Source organism: Haloarcula pelagica (assembly GCF_030127105.1).
Classification (GTDB): Archaea; Halobacteriota; Halobacteria; order Halobacteriales; family Haloarculaceae; genus Haloarcula; species Haloarcula pelagica.
The window spans coordinates 170429-190629 of sequence record NZ_CP126163.1; the positions used below are offsets into that span (position 1 = coordinate 170429).

Consider the following 20201-nt stretch of genomic DNA (forward strand, 5'->3'; position numbering starts at 1 on the left):
ATCTACATTGAAACTGTGGCAGACGACTATGTGCGCCGGACAGCAATCACCCGCCTCTCGGTAGATAGCAAGCAACGCGAGCTGCTTGAGAAAACCATCTCTGAGTGGAAGCGTGGTTGCCAACTCGCCACGGATATGGCGTGGGGCAAATGCAACGCCAAGAGCGACGTACAACCCCTCGCCTACGACGACGTGCGCGAGCACACCGACCTCGGGAGTCAGCACGCGATTCTCGCCACCCACCAAGCCGCCCAAGCCATCACCGGCTGTATCGAACGCCGGTCTAACGGCGAGAAGGTCAGCAAGCCCACCTTCACCGCACCGACAGTGAAGTACGACACCCGGACCATGACGCTGTTTGATGATGATACCGTGTCGCTCTCCACAACGGAGAGTCGCGTCCGGTGTGACCTTGCTCTCCCTGACGCCGACGACGGCTACCAACGACAGTACCTCGACTCTGACGAATGGAGCGTTACGGAAAGTACACTCACCGCCCGCGACGGCAACTACTTTTTACACATCGGCTTCCGCCGACACAAGACCGACACCGAACGGAACACCGCCGAGGACGGAACGGTTCTCGGGGTTGACCTCGGTATCGAAAACCTTGCCGTCACCAGTACCGCCTCCTTCGTCAGCGGGCGGGAGTTGACCCACGACCTCCGCGAGTTCGAGAAGGTACGCGCCGGACTCCAACAGACAGGCACGCGAAGCGCCCACCGGACACTCGAACAATCGAGTGGCAGCGAACTACGGTACATCCGTGACGTACTACACCGAGCGTCGAACGCCATTGTAGACGAAGCACTCCGATACGAGTGTGACGTGATTGTATTCGAGGATTTAACTCATATTCGCGAGCGCACGGGTGCGTCGTGGGGCCACAAGTGGGCGTTCCGAACGCTGTACGAACAAGTCGAGTACAAAGCCGAAGCGGAAGGCATTTCGGTGAAACAAGTGGGTTCGGCGTACACGTCCAAGCGGTGCGCCGAGTGTGGATTCACGGCAGGGGAGAATCGCCCGACTCGCACCGACTTCCAGTGCGTGAAATGCGGGTCGGAAGCGAACGCAGACTACAACGCGGCGAAGAACATTGGTATGCGGTACGTCCGCCGAGGCCAACAGTCGTCTCGGCGGACGGGCAACAGTCAACTTGCCCTAAAGTCTGGAACGGTGACGTCGAGTGGCGGCTTTACGGCCCACCCTGTCGGGTTCGAGATGGAGGACACGGACAAGCCCCACTCTCAACGAGCGAAGTCGTCAGACTGAGTGAAGTAGGGTGGGGTAGTTGACCCACGGCGATTGAGGGCATCGGGAGCATGTTGATACTGTCCGTTTCGAGAAGCCGTTTGGCCAAAATGATCACACCCGCGAAAACAATGATTGACGGATAGGATCGAAACAGGCGAACGGACCAGACTAACGAATCCAGGACGTTTCGACGAATTGTGGATATCTCGATATTACGGCAATCAAGACATCCACAGCCATCAACATCGTCTTGGGTCTTGATCGTCGGTACCACGTCATCCGTAGTTGTGTCGCCGGCAGTAGAAGCTCTTCGGACCGATGTGTCGGTATGTTCACTCATTCGGCAGTAACGAACTGGGAGATAGATTTGCCGGCGGCAAGCAGGATCGACGGTGGACCAAGCAGTGAGGCGAAGGATTTGAACGCACGTTTGAGACTTGGCCGATCGTCGTCGGTGCCGAGAAAGAGCAGTATCGGATCTTCAGAAACGACGTAGACGCTCATTTCCTGGCCTTTCTCCGAGTGACCTCCTCCGCGCCCTGACGGGCGCGGCTTCCCGAACCGCACCGCAAGCGTTGGGATATTTGCCGGTCTACGGGCAGACCTGTTCTTGTGGGGCGACTCTCCCCGTCGATTTGTCGAACAGGCGCACCGATGGCTGGGCCAGACAGCCGTTACTCCTATCCACAGAGGGACTCGGAGTTACCGTCGCTCGCATATTCTCCGCCGCGTTCAAGTCGCTGTTAGCAACCAACTCGCAGTTCTCACAGACGTACAGACCACGTTCGACACGGTTCGAGTCGGCTTTCATCCTACACGCACAGCACGTTATCGACGTCGCAAGTTCGTACTCATCAACACGCTCCACGTCGATGCCACGTTCTTCAGCCTTGTACTCGATGTGCTGAATCAGCGTATCAAACGCCCAGTCGTGCAGGCGCTTGTTCCCGTGGCGACCCCAGTCCTCATCCGCACGAATGTTCTTGGGATGCCCGACCGCTATCGTCTCCACGCCACGGTCTGCACATTGCTCCACGATATCTTTCGAGAGCGCGTGTAGAAAGTGGGTCTGCCGGCGAGATTTCTTCTGGCGTGCCCACCCTGCATAGGTGCTAAGGCCGTTCTCGCCTTCCGTGTCGTATTCTTCCTGGCGGAAATAGTGGGCGTCTTCTTTCAGCGCGCTCCCCGGATACAGCAGTGTCTCATCCCCGACTGAGACAGCCGCAGTATTACACATCCCGAGGTCAACACCAGCCGTCTTCTCACCAGACGAGTCAGCGGCGTCGATGGCCACTTTGCAGACAAAGTGGAGTTCCCAGTGGTCGCCGGTCCAGACGATGCGGACCTGTTGTACGTCTTCGACGGCAGTCAGGTCTGTGTCTGGCCCGGTATCGTATTCGCAGAGAACGAAGTCGCTCCACCCATCTTTTAGGTTCTTCCCCTTCGAGAGGCGGACTTGCTGGTGGTCGGTGTCGAGTTTGAAGCCGTCTTCTTTGAACGTGATTGTTGAGCGTGGTCGTTCGTCACCGTGTTTGCGGTAGCCAGGTGGGTTGGCGTCTGGGTCGTCTTGTTCGAACCAGGACTGGAAAGCACCAGTCAATTCTTCGACGATTGCTTGGCTTGATTGGGCGTTCAAATCTTTCCAGCACGGTTGGTTCTTCATGTAGGACTTGAGCGGTCCTTCCTCGGGGATGTCACCGGTTTCGTCCCAGATGCGGCCAGCCGTCCACCGAGCGACGTTCCAGATTTTACTGCCGGAACGAGCGAGTGAATCGAGGTCTTGCACGACACCCTCACGGTCGTTGGTGAGCGCCGCTGTGATGGTGCGCGTCGTGACCAGATTCACTATACATAGCCTATGACAGTACGCTGACTTAATTGCTTCGGGTCGGCGTTGAATATCCAGTCAAGCGAAGTAGTGATGACCTCCCCCAGAGCTTACGCGATTCACTCCCGCCCTGTTCGCTTCTCGGTTCCGACCTGAGGGGTCGGAACACTCGTCACTCACCGGAAGGGCGGGATTCTCTCGCTGTATCAAGATAGCAGGTGTCCGTAACTTCGATCATGCCAGCTGATTCGAGATTCTCCAGGTGGTAATGGACGTTCTGCACGCTCTGATTGAGCTGATCAGCGATCTGTGACGGCGTCGCGGGCGTTTCGTTGAGCAGCCGAAAGATCTCGTAGGCGGTTTCGGAAGACAATACTTCGATCACGTCTCGCGTTCCGTCGTCGTCGAGACTCAGGACGGCCAGAGTATCGCTTCGTTCGACGGTTGCGTCAGTTCGTGTCGGGAGAATCCGTGACATAGGTGGTTAGTTTCGGTGGGTGGCGATCGTAGGGATCCGGTCTGCGCGGTGGCTGTTCGAAGCTAGTATATGTAATTGTTGGTGGATGGTCATACTGAGTCCAGAGTATCAGCTGAGGCAGCGATTAATCGCATATAGTAGGCTGTGTACACCGTGTGGAAGTACGCGAAGCTGACCGCTGAAAGGGCGATCCCAATGGGGAGCAGGACAGCGATCGGAATTCCAAGCTTGATCGGTAATACGTCGGCTGGGCCAGAATCTGTCATTGTCAACTGGAGCAGGTATTCGGGAATGAAGAAGACGTTCAGCAGGACGAGCCACGCCGCGGAGAATCCAGCGACGCTTTTCAGATTCGAGCGAACGGGTCCAATACTTTTCCGGAACGCGTCGGTAACGCCCTCGTTTTCGATGACAATCGCCGTGTCGTAAAACTGCACAAACTTGAGCTACCCACGGCTGAACAGTAGTTACTGAAGCAGGAGAGAAACGATTGTCGTCGCGGTCGTTATCTCGATATGGCCGAGACAACCGAAGCAAAGCAGGTGAGTCGGGCGGCGTCATCACTACTGTTTCCGGAACTTGAGTTTGGCACTGCAGCTAACGCCACATACCCGAGCGAGGACTTCCAGCGAGTCCTCGCTCGGATTGCCTTCGACAACGAGTTTGCCAACGCTGGCGCGAAAGCGTATCACCTCGCTCGTGGTGACAATGTTGGGACGGAAGCGCGGAATCCGCTAGCGCGAGCACTGCTGTACCACCTTCGTGGACTAGAAGCGGACGGGGTCGACGATCAGTTCGACTGCGTCCGCGATGCTGTGCTCGACCATGCGATCCACGCTCGGGTTTTCACGGCCCATTGACGTTGCGATCGACGTTCACAACTGGCTCTACTACGGCGATAGTGAGACACCGCACGTCTCCCAGACCGATCCAGACCGAGGAACTGACTGTGCGTACAAGTTCGCTACCATCTGTATCGTTGATCCGAGCGTCCGATTCACGCCTGGGTGGGTGCCATTAGATGGTGACAAGACCGACGAGTTGGCGGAACTAAACTTCGAGAGGGCAGCCTCGGGGCTTAATCATGAGGTGGTTCCTGATTTGGTCATTTCGCCGACCGGAACCAGTGGATTCATACATCTTCGCTCACTTTGACTGAGTACTCAGCTAAATCCAATATGACACAGAATATGCTTCGCAACCCGAAGTCGTTAGTTACCGCTCTGACCGTCGTTCTGGTCATGGGGTTCGTTGTTAGTGCGGTCCCCACTATTGCGACTGCCCAGGCATCACAATCTGGAGATGTTATTGGGAACCCAAAGATCTCCTTTGCAACTTCATCTGGGACGCTGTCGGCTGACACTACCGATGAACTCACAGTTTCAGTTGTTAATCGCGGTCTGATTATCGAGCATGGTCCTTCGCAGTACGAAAATGAAGTCATGACCGCTAGAGGATTAACTTTTGAGGTAGATGACGAGAATGCACCAATTGATGTCCAAACCGGAAGGGTATCTGTTGGTAACTTCCCAACTGGAAGTACCGAACGAACTGTCTCTGTCATAGTCCCGGACCATGCTGAACCGGGAACGTACACACTCCCGGTTAATTATGAGTATTCGTACACCCGTCATATTCGCTATGGCCCCAGAGGACTCACTGAAGGAAGTGACTCCACACGAACTGAGACGGGCTCAATAACGATCCAAATCAAGGAAGACGCCCGGTTTGAGATTGTCGAAACAAATGCGACAACCCAGGTCGGCGATGATAGCGATATTTCGTTCACGCTCCAGAATACTGGCTCAGAAACCGCGAGAGGAGCAAGTGTGAATGTGGAGTCAAAGAGTAGCTCCCTAACATTCGAATCCGGTGACACGTCTTCAACGGCATCTGTTGGTGACTGGGAACCAGGCGAGGTCCGTACTGTCAATTATACAGCTGCACTCGAATCAGACGCTGCCGTACGAGGATACTCCGCTGATTTGGCGGTAAATTATGATGATTCCAATGGGGTTAGTCGGATGTCAGACCCGATTACGACTACTATTCAGTCTATTCCCGAGCAGGAGTTCACATTCACCGACGTGGAGTCGCAACTCCGTGTTGGTGAGGACGGTGACTTGATCGGCACCGTGCGCAATGACGGACCCCTGCCGGCACGTAGCGTCGTGGTACAGTATACTGGCGATGACCAGAGTGTAATTCCAACGGAGCAGTCAACCGCTGTAGGAACGCTTGATCCTGGCCAGTCCGAGAATTTCTCGCTGCCGATCGCAATCAGCAGTAGTGCCGAAGCTGGTTTACGTTCGCTTGATATGGCTGTTAAATACCGTACTGACGAGGGCGAGACAAGGACTTTCCAGGAGCTTGCTGTAGACGCCGAGATTGCTCCTGAGCGCGATCGTTTTGATGTCACGGTCGAGAACCGTACCATACAGGCAGGTGGTTCCCGTACTGTCGATGTTGCGGTAACGAATAATCTCAACGAAGTCGCGAGCGATGTAGAGGTTCGGCTATTCGCTGATGATCCGTTAGACACTGGTGACACTGACACGGGGTACGTCCAGTCACTTGATCCAGGTGAGACCAAGACGGTGACCTTCGAGCTGACTACCACCGGATCTGCGACGGTGGGAAGCACTTACCCCATCTCCATAGACTTCCGGTATGATGACACCGATGGCGACAGCCATCTCACCAAAACCTACCGCGTTCCAATTGATGTGACCGAAAGCGAAGAAGGGGGGCTACCGCTGCCGATCATCGCTGTCGTGCTTCTCATTATCGGAACGGGGGCACTCGTCGCCTATCGGAGGCTGCAATAGCTGATGTCATTTGACGAGCAGATCGAGATATGGACGCGGCGGGTTAACGACACTATCGTCGACAGTCCACGTAGAGTCATTGTCGCATTCCTCGTGCTCACGCTTATATTCGCTGGCGGGATGGGACTAGTCAGCACAGATACCGAAGCGACTGACTCATTCACCGAAGGACTTGAGGAACAGGAGGCACTTGACGCAGTTAATCAGGAGTTCGAAGACCCGTTTGAACCGGAGAGTGAATCTACTCAACTTATCCACTCTGGAGGGAACGTCTTAACGAAAGAAGCGCTTCTCAGAGACCTCCGGATTTTAGAGGAAGTTGAGTCGCGCGATGACCTCCGTGTCGCCTCTGCCAATGGCCCGGCAACGGTCATTGCCCAGCAGATTGACCCTTCAGCGGACACGGCAGCTGAACAACGACGCGCTATCGAATCGACGAGTGCGACCCGCATCCGGAAAATCGTTCGCGAACTGTCGGAGGATCCACGATTTACCGGGACAGTTGCGACCGATTTCAATCCGACGAGCGCGAGTGCTTCAGCGTCAATCACGGTCATTTCACATGATGTGCCCGCCGGGTTCTCTGACAGCAATCTCCAAGAAGTCCAGACAACAATTCGATCTATCGCGGCTGACCAGCCTGGCGACATAACTGCCTTCGGAAGCGGCATAACAAACGCTGAAACAGCCAACGTTATCGGAGATTCACTTACCATCGTGATGCCTGTTGTCGTCCTGTTGTTGCTATTGTTCTTGATTGTCGCTTACCGTGATCCGATCGACCTCTCTCTAGGTCTACTGTCGCTTCTGATGACCGTCATCTGGACGTTTGGATTCCTTGGCTTCTCTGGAATTCCATTTAATCAGCAGATGATTACCGTCCCTGTACTGTTACTTGCAGTTGGAGTTGACTTCGGGATCCATATCATCAACCGCTACCGTGAGGAGGCCGTCGCGGGGTACAATGCTACAGAGGCGATGCGGGAGGCGAATAACCAACTGATAATCGCCTTCATCATTGTAACGGTTACAACCGTGTTTGGGTTCGGCGCAAACGTAATATCTGATCTCACACCGATCCGGAATGTGGGGATCGCCTCAGGAATTGGGATTATTTTCACCTTCCTGATCTTCGGGCTGTTTCTCCCGGCAGCGAAGTTAGAAGTCGACAAATTGCGAGAGGCCTATAACATCCCCGAGTTCAACTCGGCACCGATCTCCTCTGAAGACTCGGCGCTCGGCAACCTATTGACGTTCCCGGCGCAGGCCAGTCGGTATGCTCCGATCGCATTTGTTGTCGTGTTGCTCGTAACCGGTGGGATGGCAGCGGTGTATGGTAGTGGCGTCGACACTTCCTTCGAAACCGAGGACTTCCTTCCACCAGAGGAACAGCCCGCATACGTGACTGGACTTCCAGAGCCGTTCGCACCAAGCGAATATACTGTCACTGAGACGCTCAACCTGCTTGAAGACCGCTTCTCGACCAATCAGGATCAATCTGTAAAATTGTACGTTGAGGGGAACTTTGAAGAGAACCATGCCCTCGAGGCGCTCGCAGCACCGAACAATGACGCGCCAGGCTCGCTCGCAGTTGGGGACGGCGGATCTGCTCGGCCGACAAGTATAGTGACAGTGATTCAGTCGTATGCCGAGCAGGATCCAGAATTCGCCAGACTGGTCGCTCGTAACGACCTGAACGGAAATGGGATCCCCGATCGAAATCTGGACCTTATATACGATGTGTTGTTTGCTTCGCCAGCTGGCGACCGCGCTGAACAGTATCTTACTCCAGATCGGCGGAGCGCACAGGTCGAATACGCCATTGACTCGGACGCTTCACAAGCCGAAGCTGCTGCCGACGCTAGAGTATTTGCGGAAGAGTTCCGCTATGAAACGACTGCAACCGGCCAGCTTGTCGTCTTCGACGCAGTGACGGATATTATTTTCAACTCTTCAATTCAGGGATTGATTATCGCCATGGGGTTAACTGGGTTGTTCCTTATCATTGCGTACGCCGTACTGGAAAACAAGCCGCTACTAGGGATTGTAAACCTCTTCCCGATCCTGATTGCAATCGCGTTTCTGCTTGGGACGATGCGATATCTCGGGATCTCATTAAACGCGCTAACAGGGACAATACTCTCAATCTCAATTGGGCTTGGGATTGCATACTCTGTCCATGCTACCCACCGGTTTGTCGATGAGTACAACGCTGGTGCCGACGCTTACGAGTCGATGATTATTACATTCTCGGGCACAGGTGGAGCTCTGCTCGGGAGCATGCTCACAACGTCGCTCGGGACAGGTGCGCTTGCACTCGCTATTACACCTGTCTTGGGTGACTTTGGCTTATTAATGGCAATAAGCGTCATCTACTCGTTTGTATTCACTATCATCGCGCTTCCCCCTGCAGTCTTGCTGTGGGAACGCTACCAGGGTGTGTGGGCCGAAATCACGGAAAGCTCGAGCCGAAAGTCTCACTCTTCACAGTAGTTGCCGAACCTAGCTGAGATTCTTCATGCTCTTTCGAGAATTCAACTTCGAATCTGAAAGTCAACACAACTATCCCAGGGGCACTGTCTAGTGGTGCTTCAAGCCTGATGTGATATCGTTAAGCTGCTGAACGACCTCTAGAATCTCCTCATGAGCAGGAAACTGTACTTCGTCGATTTGACGGAGGAAGAGCGAGCAGAACTCGAAGCGCTGGTCTCAGCTGGCAACCACAGTGCTCAAAAACTCACCCGAGCACGTATCTTGTTAAAATCCGACGAAGGCTGGAGCGACCCGAAAGTCGCTGACGCGCTGGACTGTGGCCGCGCCACCGTCCAGCGCACGCGTGAGCGCTTCTCCCGCGAGCGTCTCGGTGCCATCGAACGCAAGAAACCGGATCGTCTCTATGCGCGCAAACTCGATGGCAGCGCTGAAGCCCACCTGATTGCGTTGGCGTGCAGCGAGCCGCCCGAAGGGCGCGCTCGCTGGACACTCCACCTCCTCGCAGACACCCTTGTCACTCTCGATGAGATCGATGTCGAGTCGATCTCACATGAGACCGTTCGACAGATTCTCAAAAAAACGAACTGCAACCTCACCGATCCACCCAGTGGGTGATTCCTCCCGGCCAAAACGCCAAGTTCGTCTGCCGGATGGAGGATATTCTCGCCCTCTACCACGAACCGTATGATGAGGATCAGCCGGTCGTCTGCTTCGACGAAACCAACAAACAACTTCTCACCCACGTCCGCGACCCGCTCCCGGCGAAACCGGGAGCGGTCGCTCGCACTGACTACACGTACCGAAGAGGCGGAACGCACAACCTCTTCGTGATCAGTGAACCACTGGTCGGCTGGCGTCACATCGATGTGACCAAGAAACGAGCCAAGGTCGAGTTCGTCGAGCAAATGCGCCAACTCGCCGATGTGCACTACCCGGATGCAGATCGCATCCGGGTGGTGCTCGACAACTTCAGCACTCACACCGAGTACGCCTTCTACGAGTTTCTCCCGCCAAAGGAGGCTCGGCGGTTGCTTGCGAAGCTAGGGTTTCACTTCACACCGCCGCACGGAAGTTGGCTCAATATGGCAGAAATCGAGCTCAGCGCACTCGTATCTCAGTGTCTCGCCCGCCGGATTCCCGACGCAGCGACGCTCCGTGCGGAGGTCGCTGCGTGGGAACGGAGCCGGAACGAAGCGGATTCCTCTACCGACTGGCAGTTCACAACCGATGATGCCCGCATCAAACTTCGCAGGCTCTATCCCGTCTCAAGTGACGCTTGAAGCACCACTAGACAGTGCCGTGCCGAATCTATAGAAACGGAAGACAAATCACAATACTATTAGTCCAGAGAGTAATATCCGGTTGGTGGCACTTCTTGAGGAGCGCGCTCAAAAGCGGTCTACTGGCCACCTTTACACCGCAACCCAGGGCGCGCCCGCCGCCTTCGACCGAGACATAGACCAGTACTCCCTGAGCTAAACGTTCTTGATGTCGATACCCAAGGGGCAGGCAGTTATGAGCGAAGAAGATCCAGACCAAAGCGATTTTCACTCGCATCGGACCGGGTGGTCGGGAGCACATCCGTCCTCTCGACCGCCCTGTTTCGGCAGTTTCTCGGACACGAATCAGCAACTACTGTTCAGTCGTGGGTAACTGACTTAGAGATATTCATCTGCTTTCCATCATTGAGTGGCGCTGTTCTACTAACAGGGGTAACCTCAATTGATTCCGCGTCATGAAGATCAGTAGCTGGAACATGGACTGAAAACGTTTGATTCTCAGTGACGGTAGTTTTGTAGTGATACAGCCACGGTGACGGAACAGATTGTGTTGACTGGATACGTACCCAGATATTATTCATGGGTGCTATATTTGTTGTTCCATTTACCGATATATTAGTTGAATCGGCCTTTAGATTGATTTCGTCCTTGGTCGTTATATTCGCCGATGGTGCTACAACCTCAATGGTGTTCGAAAGAACAGTAACGTTTGACGGTCCTTCAGAGCGGGATACGGTCATGATAATATTTAGTGACTCATTTTGTACGTTACTAAACCCATCCGTGCTGAGTGCAGCAGTCATATTCCCATCCGAGTCTGAAATGTAATTAAAGGGTAACGGTGCGACGATTTCAGTGGGCCCGTTGGTGCTTGCTTTTAGATTGACACCGTTGCCGAGCGTACCGTTACCTTCGTAACCATACAGGATCGTTCCAGTCTGGGTTGAATCACCAACGCTCACTTGAACGGTATCGGCCGAATCATGGCTTGGATTGTGTACCCCAGCGAATTGTACGAGTAGCCGACTGTCAGATGGCAGAGTTACGCTGTCATTAAATCCAATCGTAATAATTCCTTGGCTGTTAATCCGAACAGTCGTCACTGAACTACTTAGATCTCTGTTGATGATCCCATCACCAGTGGTATCAATTCCGATGTGCTTGATATTGGCATTGGATAGCGTCTTGGGGATATTTCCGTCACCACCTCGATAATCAACTTCAACGGTAGAGAAGCTACTTAATTCGTCGGAGCTATATTGGACAGTATGAGTCGTCTCTGCTCTCTCTGAGCTATTACTAGGATAAATTAGGTTGTTGCCTGGAAGCGAAGATCGCATTGTGGTGGATAGCTCAGGTCTAAACCCATAGTTTACAACAACCGTATCTCCTCGGGCCACTGATTCATTGAATTGGAAGCTGGTTCTAATTGACTGGGATGTGACCTGCTGATTCTTTGGAAGGACAGTTGCCTCTCCAGCCCTATATTCAACGTCATATACTTTCAGTTCGATAGTGGATGAACTATTCCCCAAGGTAACTATCATATCATATGTTCCTGGGCCAAGGGGGTTTTCGACTGGAGAAATAATATCCAGACTATCTGGGCCTTGGGCCCGATATGCAGCGGACTCGGGAGCGTTGCGCGCGGCATTTGGTAGTACGCTTAATGATATGCTCCCGTCTGCATTCTGATCAGTGATGTTTAGTTGGGCTTGATAATTTTGATTCTGCACGGTCACTGTAGCGGTGCTTCCGTCAGGAATGGATAGTTCTGTCGTAGCTGAGCTGTTTTCTTCAACTCCAACGGATCGGTCTTCAAACGACACTTGTTGTTCCGCTGGTTGACTTGCAGAGACACTAGCTGGGACAGCTACAACTACTAAGGAGAAAATGAGGAGTGCTGTTATTATGTTGGATACCACTCTATTCATTGTATTAGCTACTACCCGGAGTCGCATATATGTCTTGTGTCAGAGTCACAGAGATGCACGGAGGAAGTCTACGACTTCAGTCGTGGGTAACTGACCTTCAACGTCCTCGACCCACCTGCTTTGCCCGGTTGTCTCGCCCATATCGAGATAACGACCGCGAAGACAATCGTCTCTCTCCCGCTAGACAATACAGGCATATAAACATACAAATAGTACGACTTAATGTCGCACATGGAAAAACAAAAAATAGAATGGGTACGTCCCTACATCGCTGCATTAGTTGACAACCACAGTGGTATTGTAGTCACAGTTGGGAAGGCATCTGATCGAGCTGTCGGATACCGGATCGCTATTGAGTGTCGGATAAAAACAGAGTCAACTGAAAGTATTGAACTATTGGCTGAATTCTGTGATGAAGTTGGTGTTAAATATAGAACAAAAGAACAAACTGATCGAGAATACACTAGCTATGAACTGGTGATCGGACGACGGAACTCAGTTCAGACATTCCTATTGGAACTTCATCCATATCTAGTTGTCCGGAACGAAGCTGTCGAAATATTATGTGAAACAATCATTCCCAGTCTTGAACAGGGAAAGCATAACAATAAACAGTCTTTTTTACAGTTATTCGAACATATCGAACGGTTTCGTGAAGAAGTTGGAAGAGCAAACCGTGCCAAATACAATATGAGTCATTTTAAACAGGAATGGGATCTAGAGCCTTGAGTCAACGAGAGTCCTCGACAAGCTTGATGTCTCAATGACTACCGACCAACGCAAAGAGAGTTGGAGCACTGCCGAAGAAGAGATTATGCAAGCCACTTATCGGGCCCTGCTCGAATACGGCTATGCCGGCCTGTCGATCTCCCGGATCGCCGATGAGCTTGGCAAGTCAAAGGCCGCGATCTACCACCACTACGACACGAAAGACGACCTTATGATCACGTTCCTCAAGTTCACCGTGGATAGATTCGAAGAGACGATTGATACAGAAACAGGTGATGAACCGGTAGAAGACCTTAAGCACGCCATCGAGGAACTTCTCCCACTTCAGCGTGACGAGGAGCAACGACGGCTTCAGATGGTACTGGTTAGTCTTCGATCACAGGCGGTGACGAATGAGACATTTCGCGAGCAATTTACGCAGATCGATAAACAACTGGCAGCTACCATACGGAGCATCGTTGACCGTGGTATCGACGAAGGCACTTTCCGTGACATTGACTCGTCACGGGTTGCAGAGCACATCTTGGCTACGGTCAACGGCGCGATGTACGGTCGAACGACCACAGATCGCCATAACACCGCTGCGGCGGCACGCGTTTCCCTGGTCTCGTATATTGATACCGAACTGAAACGTCACTCCTGAGGACAACGTATGAACCCAATTCCAAACCGCTCCGTGAGAGCGATCGACACCCAGCAGGTCTAGATCGCGACCGTCTCCCTGATCGACAGCCCCGCCGTATGGAGACGCACCCCAAACCGCCGGACGGGTGTCGGGGTTCGCTCGTTCTCCCAAACGTCTTGACCGTCCTCATCTAACGTTTCGCTGAGCAGGTCTGCGAGTTGCATGGACACTTCTCGCTATGGCCTCCTCGCTTCTCAAACTCGCTCAACTAGACAGTGCCCTCCTGAGGGAACCGATAGCTCGCCACCAATGGTGAAAGCATTCCAAAAACCTCACAGAACTCTGAAAAAGCATCTAGCACTAACGAGTGCTACCCATCTGAAAGCACCAGTACAAGTGTGATGATATCGACCCTGAGCGGTGGGTAAGTCTACGGGCGCGGTAGGCCGAGTGTCTTGGGACTCCCCCGAAGCAGTTTCACTCAATTCCGTAACCAACAATATGGGCAGCATCGAGGAGCGAGAGGTCATCATTCGCACCGGCTATCAGTACAATTTCATAGACATCTGTCTTTGGAACTTCCCCATTGAATTCGTCTTCTAACGCTCGCTTCGCTCCCCGAATATCATCCATTGTTTCTTGTTGAATCGTCACTGTGAGATCCACATCTCGATACTCCTTCACATTCGAACGGCGCTGCTTGATCGGGAGATTCGACATCGAAAATTCCTCTGGGATCGTATGATGCGTTTCTCCCGTTCGCAGATCACCAGCTTTACCCGCAGGAGGAAGCGAGGTCTCCGACTCTGCCTCTTTGTTGGGCGCTGTTTCATCTTCTTCAGTTGCTGTCTCTGTTTCTGTTCCAGTTGCTGAAGTCCCCACAGACTGCTTCGTGTTTTGCATTTTCTCTTCTTCTTGAGAGCCACGCTTTGTCTCCTCCTCAGCTGTGGGTTGCCCCTCTAACTCTTCGCTGTTATCGTCGCCTAGTGCGTCTGTTGAACCTGAATCGAAATTGTACCGGCCTTCTTTCCCCATTAGGCATCCACCTCCGTTGTTGGATCTGCACCCTCAAGCAACTTCTCCGGGGTTGCGTCTCCCATCTTCATATCTTTCACATCATCCCAGCGGTCGATCGCTTCTTCGTAGCTGTACTCCCCAACCATCCACCGCCCAATCACCTTGTAGGCTAGCGGGACGTGCTCTTCGTACGATCGTAGTTCTCGTGTCTCGTCGGACTCAATGAAGCTGAAGAGATCCATCCGCTTATCCCAGGTATAGCGAAGCAGGGAGTGCTCGGGAATTGAGAAGGGACTGATTGGGATTCCCTCGCTTTCCATCTGCTCACGATATTCTTCGAAGATCTTTGCGTTTCCAACACGACAGGGTACCGTCCCGCAAATCGTCACGTCAACATTCATTCCTCGGAACCCCTTTTCGATTGCTGCTAACGTATCTTCAAGTTCTTTCTGAGAGGCTTTCCCTTTCGGGGTAAGTTCGATCGGCACCATGATGTTCTGCGCCGCGACGAGCGCGTTGTCAACTAGCTTTGTGTGGGTTGCTTGTGTATCTACAATCACCACATCGTAACCGTTGCTCAATTCTTCAATCGCGTCACGAACCACGAAAAATTGATCTGCTGCCATCCGCGGTGAATCAGCGACCGCTGATTCAAAGTTCCCCATATCCTCGTGTCCTGGCACGAGATCAAAATGCTCGGTTTCGACAATAATTTCATCCAGTCCTATATTGTCGAACAGAACATCCATAATATTTGGTTCGACGATGTATCCAGTGTCTTCATCGTCGTACGTGAGTTCGCCATATCCACAGTAATGCGTTAATGCCCCTCGTTGTGGATCAAGGTCTACAGCGAGGACATTATATCCGTCACGCCCGATTGCTGCCGCAGTTTGCATCGCATTTGTTGTCTTACCAGGCCCTCCGCTGGCAGACCACCAAGTGAACCCAATTGCCATATGTAGAATAATACTGCCATCCATAATAAAAGTTCGCCAGACAAGCCACCTTTCAACAAGATGGCCAAACAGGCGTCTGTATGGCCATATTATTTGCCTACTGTATTTTTGTTTAGTAAGTCTTCTAGAAATCTATAGAGCAAACCATACTATAAAGCCTAAAAACACGGGTTAAAGTAAAATACGAAGCAGCGTCTTCGTTTCCTACGAGGACTAACTGACGCTCAGACGCGAATTTATCCATTGTATGCATACTCAGCGCCTCACGAAGCATCGCCAGTTCACCTGACCTGAGTCTCCTATTCAATTGAGATGAGTCGTCAACAGTGGTCAAAGGTGCTAATCGAAGTAGAAGCTGCCGCTGTCGGCGGTGATGGCTGGTATTCGTCGGTCTGTATCTCGCAGCCTCCAAGCCCAAATCCTGCTTCGGCTCCTCGAAGAACGTCTAGATGTGCTATCGCATTCCGTAAGAGCGAATCACCTATCGATCGGTGCGTCTATTTTTTGTAGCGAGGTGCTTACCCCAACTTCAGTCGATCACATCGATAGCCGCGTAATCTTGTCTGATAGCGGTGAATCAGATCGAACCGGTCGTGCAACGTCTTCGAGGCACTGGTGAGTGTGGTCTTCGGGATGGACCGTCGCTGTCGGCGGCGGACTGCCGCCGACGCGACAGTGCTGCCACTCATAACCGCTGTCCGGACGGGTGGACAGCTACCGGAAGAACCGGTCGTCGAGTGGCTGGTTCGCTGGAACAGCCCTGCGAACACCAAGCACTGTCCAAGCGGCCCGCAGCACCATCTCACAGAACTCCGTGAACGGCCCCTCCAGAGGCGGCGCCCCCGCGGCGGGGCGCCGCCACGTACCTCCAGTGAAGATACCGCCAGCTGTTCTGGAGCAGCAGGCTCACGACAAACATCACCAGCCGTAGACCAGCGTCCTGAGAACTGGTGAATGCGAGGCTCTGCTTGGCTAAGCGGTAACTCGACTCGACTCGATGCCGAAGCGTTTGCTGTAGTGCTCTCGTGCATCCCGCGGCGTGTCAATGAACGGCGCGTCAGCGGCGTAGCCGTGACGCGCCACCCCGTGCTCGTCGTATCGTCCCTGCTGGTAGACGCAGTCGATGAACACAGGGAACGTCACCTCGCCGGCGAGATCGTGTTCGATCTCGCGGCTCCAGCCTCTGTCCAGTTCCTCTTGAATCGCCTCTCCTCACTTGACGATCGGCATGACGTAGGCGTAGTTGTGCGCGTACAGCAGTCCGAGACAGGTGCTGTTGTAGAATCCGCGATCGAGGTAGACGGCCTTGACGCTGAGGTCAAGGCCGTCGAGGAGGTTGAGAAACTCGGCGAGGACATCGCTGGTGGTGTCGCCAGAGACAAGCTGGCGCACCGCCAGCGTGTACCGCTTATTTCGTACCCGCGCGTAGAGCGTCGCGTACGCGTGAAACGTCGTTATCCCCCGTTTCGCCTGCGATGAGTACAGCGCTTCTGTCTCGTCTTCGTCGCCATAGTAGGGATCGAGGTGGAGGTCTGTGCAGACCTCCACCGGTCGATCCGGCAGTGTCTCAAGCGTATCTCGTTGGAAGAGAGTGTCACCAACCGCCTCAACCGGATCAAGCTCGGACTGATCGGTGAGATGTCCCCGGACGGCGTTGGCATGCGGTGAGTCGTCGGTCGTTTCGCAGACGTGGTTGATCGAGGTCCCGCCGGCGCTGGCGCCGGCGAGGACCTCATACAGTTTCTCCGTGGTGACTTCGACGTTCTCGCCGAGACCTATCGCAAGTTCCTCGTCAAAGCTGTTGACGACAAAATTAAGCAGGTGCTCTTCCTCTATCTCGCTGTCTGCTTGGGTGGCTTCCACATTCCTCCCAAGCAGACGCTTCCTCTAACCCGATGTGATCGACTGAGGTTTCCGCGTGACGGTGTTGTGCCAGTGACAGCGACTTGAGCCTCGCTGAAAGAGCGCGTGCACGAGATAGTATCTATCATCTGCCCTCGCTACTACCTATTGTTACGCTCCCGCTTCCGCGTGCAAAGCTGAATCAACTTACTGCTTTTTATGCATATTTCTGCACTATGCCTGCAAGCACCCCAATACAACACACAAAGCATTTATAATACCAACCTCCACTTTGGAGTGCCCCTACCCATGTGGCAGGCTTGCCCTCTGGTACTGGAGTCATATTCCAGTGCTGTTGGCAGACTGCTGCGATGTAATCAATCAACAAGAGTCAAGATATGACAAACACAAATGAAAAGCTCCGCAGTCTGTTCCTTGCGGCGCTGATGGTGATCTCCGTATTCGGAGGTACCGTCGCGCTCTCGGGGAACGCTGCTGCGGCTAACGCTCCCGCTAGCTTACAGTTTAGTGCTAGTGGGAACGCCGATCTGAGCCTGACTGCAGGCCAGAGTAGTAGTACAGATATAACGTTCGACACAAACAACCTGAACGATAACAACTCAGGACAGACTGTCGAATTCGTTGTGAGCGCACAAGACGGTGTTGAGTTCTCAAACCTCAACAGTGTGAACACCAACAGTGTTTCCGTCAGCCAGAACGGACAGGTGAACAACGATGGTGACATCACCTTCTCGCTCCAGCCGAGTTCGTCGAATGTCGACGAAACGATCACAATCGATGGTGCGGTTGTCGAAGCCCCAACGTCGACAGGCAACTACAACCTCACGGTTAACGTGACCGATACGGGCGGGAACAACGCCGAGAACTCATTTGAGGATGCTTTCGTCGTTGGAACCGGCTCTGGTGACCAAGGCTTCCTCTCCGGCCGTATCTCAGACCAGAATAACAACGATGTTCCAAACGCGAACATCACCGCTGTTCGCACCAGTGACGGCCTGACATTCACCACTGATAGTAATTCCAACGGTGAGTACACTGTTGCTGTTGAGCCCGGTGACTACAATGTCACAGTTGAACGGCAAGGCTTCACTACCGCACAGGCCGCCAACCAGGCCGTTACTTCCAACCGAACAACGACTGCGAACTTGGTAATCACACGTAACATAAACGCTGATGATATATTCATCAATGAGAGTGACTCGGCGGCTATCGCGGATGACACAGACGAAGTGTCTTACACCGTCTTAGTTACCACCAACGACACAGAAAATGGGTCGTTCGTGCCGCTTGACGGCGTTGATATTGACGCCTCCTCGCCGTCGAGTAACGTGAACTTCACCAGCACCACTGAGACGACGAATGACAGTGGACTCGCTACGTTTACCGCCACAAGCGGCCAGGTGGGCGAGTTCAACATCACCTTCACCGATCAGGCAGGCAACACGGTGAACACTACGGCGACCTTCCGCGAGGCACGTGGTAACGCTAACATCCAGGGTGAGGTCACTGACAACGAGAGCAATATTGTTGAGGGCGCGACTGTCTATGCAGCCTACCCTGGCGAAAACCAAACTCTCGCTTACGCCCAGGAGCAGGCACCGTTCCTGGTCAGCCCTGTCAACTCCGAAGGCAAGTACTCGATTGAGGGGATCACAGCTTCAGAAGGTCCGGTTAACCTGTACGTGAAGGCAAACGGGTTCAACCGACTTAACGAAACCAGTTCGACTGGCAGCTACGTGGCGGCCAACGAAAGCCAGGATGTGGTTGCAAACGCAACCGAAAACCACGACTTCACTGTGTTCCCAGGTGGGCCGGCTCAAGAATTCCGCCTGAACGTCACCGTGAACGACGAGAAGTCGATCGAAGTGGCAGACGGTTCAACGGTGATCGCTGAGGTCACGGTTGAGTCTAGACCTGAAGCTTCGACCGAGGCTTTCCAGCCTGCTCCAAATCAAGAGGTAGATGTCTCGCTGACAAATAACCTCCCGCTGGAGCCGAACAACGCGACCGTGACGACTGGACCTGATGGAACGGAAACGGTCGAGTTCCAGGCAACCGAAAGCGGTACCACGAACGTTACCGCGGAAACGAACAACAGCGAGGATGACGTGTACAACACGACCGGAAGCCAGCAGGCGGAAGTGACTGTCTTCACGTCCGCTGAGCTGACTGGTGACGTTGTGAACGAAGACGAAGAGGAACTGGCACGGGGCCAGGCTACAGTTGAACTCTTCGAGTACAACGGCACCAGCCAAGAGTTCGAAAGTACCGGACGAACCTCCGAGATTGGAACCACCGGTTCGTACGTGTTCACAAACCTCCGCTCAGGTAACGTATACCAGGTCGTCGCTGAGACGGTTACTGGTCTGAGAGGTACAGCAACGACCGGACCAGCAACTGGCCCGGGAATTCCGGAAGGTACCACCACGAACGACATTGTTGTGGTGGGCGCCGAGCCGGGTCCGGCTGACTTCCAGGTCTCGGATCTTAACCCGCAGGATGTGACCGTTGCCCAGGGTGACACCATCACCGTGACGGCAAACATCACGAACGGCGGACTGGTTGAGGGTAATAAGACGGTTGAGTTCCGCGTCGGCGGTACGACGCTCAGGAGCCAGCCAGTTTCCCTCAACGCGTCAGAAACAACGCAAGTGAGATTCGAGAATATCAGTACGACGGATCTGTCACCGGGTAACTACACGCATGGCGTGTACACTGCCGATGACAGCCAGACTGCAACGCTAACTGTTGAAAGTGGACAGTCTCCGCCGATCGTTGACGAGTATAGAAATGCTAACGGAGTTGTTGATCAGGACGGAGTCCTTGATGCTCTTGTTGATTTCAACTCCGGTGAAATCACCAACGACCAAGTGCTAGACGTACTTGTTGCGTTCAATAGTTAACGAGGTAAAT

At 53.4% G+C, this 20201-nt stretch carries 12 protein-coding genes and 5 pseudogenes; 8 read left to right on the forward strand and 9 right to left on the reverse strand.

All coding sequences use genetic code 11. The features are described from left to right. Nucleotides 1-15: 15 nt before the first annotated feature. Nucleotides 16-1272 (forward strand): RNA-guided endonuclease InsQ/TnpB family protein, encoded by a 1257-nt coding sequence (locus tag P1L40_RS22045; RefSeq protein ID WP_284011605.1) that lies wholly within the window; start codon nucleotides 16-18, stop codon nucleotides 1270-1272. A 318-nt stretch (nucleotides 1273-1590) separates the two neighbouring features. Here the strand turns inward: P1L40_RS22045 and P1L40_RS22050 are convergent. From P1L40_RS22050 to P1L40_RS22065, 4 genes and pseudogenes are all read right to left on the reverse strand, one after another. Next, nucleotides 1591-1779 (reverse strand): annotated as a pseudogene (locus P1L40_RS22050) (ArsR/SmtB family transcription factor); the annotation flags it as partial. Between the two features lie 67 nt (nucleotides 1780-1846). Then, the gene (locus P1L40_RS22055; RefSeq protein ID WP_284011765.1) at nucleotides 1847-3103 is read right to left on the reverse strand and encodes an RNA-guided endonuclease InsQ/TnpB family protein; all 1257 of its coding nucleotides are present in this window, start codon (nucleotides 3101-3103) and stop codon (nucleotides 1847-1849) included. A gap of 172 nt (nucleotides 3104-3275) precedes the next feature. Next, nucleotides 3276-3560 (reverse strand): annotated as a pseudogene (locus P1L40_RS22060) (ArsR/SmtB family transcription factor); the annotation flags it as partial. A gap of 89 nt (nucleotides 3561-3649) precedes the next feature. Beyond that, a pseudogene (locus P1L40_RS22065) lies at nucleotides 3650-4006 on the reverse strand (DUF7847 domain-containing protein); the annotation flags it as partial. Between the two features lie 69 nt (nucleotides 4007-4075). Between P1L40_RS22065 and P1L40_RS22070 the strand changes: the two are divergent. The 4 genes from P1L40_RS22070 to P1L40_RS22085 all read left to right on the forward strand — a co-directional run bounded on the left by P1L40_RS22070 (nucleotide 4076) and on the right by P1L40_RS22085 (nucleotide 10161). After that, complete coding sequence (locus P1L40_RS22070) at nucleotides 4076-4420, forward strand: hypothetical protein (RefSeq protein WP_284011609.1); 345 nt, start codon at nucleotides 4076-4078, stop codon at nucleotides 4418-4420. A gap of 318 nt (nucleotides 4421-4738) precedes the next feature. Next, nucleotides 4739-6388 carry a COG1361 S-layer family protein gene (locus P1L40_RS22075; protein WP_284011610.1) on the forward strand — a complete coding sequence of 550 codons (1650 nt, stop codon included), beginning with the start codon at nucleotides 4739-4741 and terminating at the stop codon, nucleotides 6386-6388. A 3-nt stretch (nucleotides 6389-6391) separates the two neighbouring features. Next, nucleotides 6392-8881 (forward strand): efflux RND transporter permease subunit, encoded by a 2490-nt coding sequence (locus tag P1L40_RS22080; protein ID WP_284011611.1) that lies wholly within the window; start codon nucleotides 6392-6394, stop codon nucleotides 8879-8881. Between the two features lie 150 nt (nucleotides 8882-9031). Beyond that, a protein-coding gene (locus tag P1L40_RS22085; RefSeq protein WP_284011612.1) for an IS630 family transposase occupies nucleotides 9032-10161 on the forward strand; the annotation gives its coding sequence in 2 pieces (ribosomal slippage) (nucleotides 9032-9464 and nucleotides 9464-10161; 1131 coding nt in all). A 359-nt stretch (nucleotides 10162-10520) separates the two neighbouring features. Here the strand turns inward: P1L40_RS22085 and P1L40_RS22090 are convergent. Beyond that, entirely contained in the window at nucleotides 10521-12095 is a 1575-nt protein-coding gene (locus P1L40_RS22090; RefSeq protein WP_284011613.1) for a DUF7827 domain-containing protein, read from the reverse strand. Nucleotides 12096-12326: 231 nt separating this feature from the next. Between P1L40_RS22090 and P1L40_RS22095 the strand changes: the two genes are divergently transcribed. Together P1L40_RS22095 and P1L40_RS22100 are read left to right on the forward strand one after the other, a co-directional pair. After that, a complete protein-coding gene (locus tag P1L40_RS22095; protein ID WP_284011614.1) occupies nucleotides 12327-12824 on the forward strand; it encodes a hypothetical protein in 498 nt (165 codons plus the stop codon). 34 nt (nucleotides 12825-12858) lie between these two features. Continuing rightward, nucleotides 12859-13467, forward strand: a complete 609-nt coding sequence (locus tag P1L40_RS22100; RefSeq protein ID WP_284011615.1) for a TetR/AcrR family transcriptional regulator — start codon at nucleotides 12859-12861, stop codon at nucleotides 13465-13467. Here P1L40_RS22100 and P1L40_RS22105 read toward each other — a convergent pair. The 4 genes and pseudogenes from P1L40_RS22105 to P1L40_RS22120 all read right to left on the reverse strand — a co-directional run. After that, a pseudogene (locus P1L40_RS22105) lies at nucleotides 13468-13673 on the reverse strand (IS6 family transposase); the annotation flags it as partial. Between the two features lie 253 nt (nucleotides 13674-13926). Beyond that, nucleotides 13927-14484: a DUF7970 domain-containing protein gene (locus P1L40_RS22110; protein WP_284011616.1), complete on the reverse strand. Its 558-nt coding sequence runs from the start codon at nucleotides 14482-14484 to the stop codon at nucleotides 13927-13929. Beyond that, the gene (locus P1L40_RS22115; protein WP_284011617.1) at nucleotides 14484-15425 is read right to left on the reverse strand and encodes a ParA family protein; all 942 of its coding nucleotides are present in this window, start codon (nucleotides 15423-15425) and stop codon (nucleotides 14484-14486) included. Before P1L40_RS22115 ends, P1L40_RS22110 begins: the two co-directional genes overlap by 1 nt. Nucleotides 15426-16139: 714 nt before the next feature. Continuing rightward, nucleotides 16140-17288, reverse strand: a pseudogene (locus P1L40_RS22120) (ISH3 family transposase). 377 nt (nucleotides 17289-17665) lie between these two features. Between P1L40_RS22120 and P1L40_RS22125 the strand changes: the two are divergent. Beyond that, a complete protein-coding gene (locus P1L40_RS22125; RefSeq protein WP_284011618.1) occupies nucleotides 17666-20191 on the forward strand; it encodes a carboxypeptidase regulatory-like domain-containing protein in 2526 nt (841 codons plus the stop codon). Nucleotides 20192-20201 lie beyond the last annotated feature (10 nt).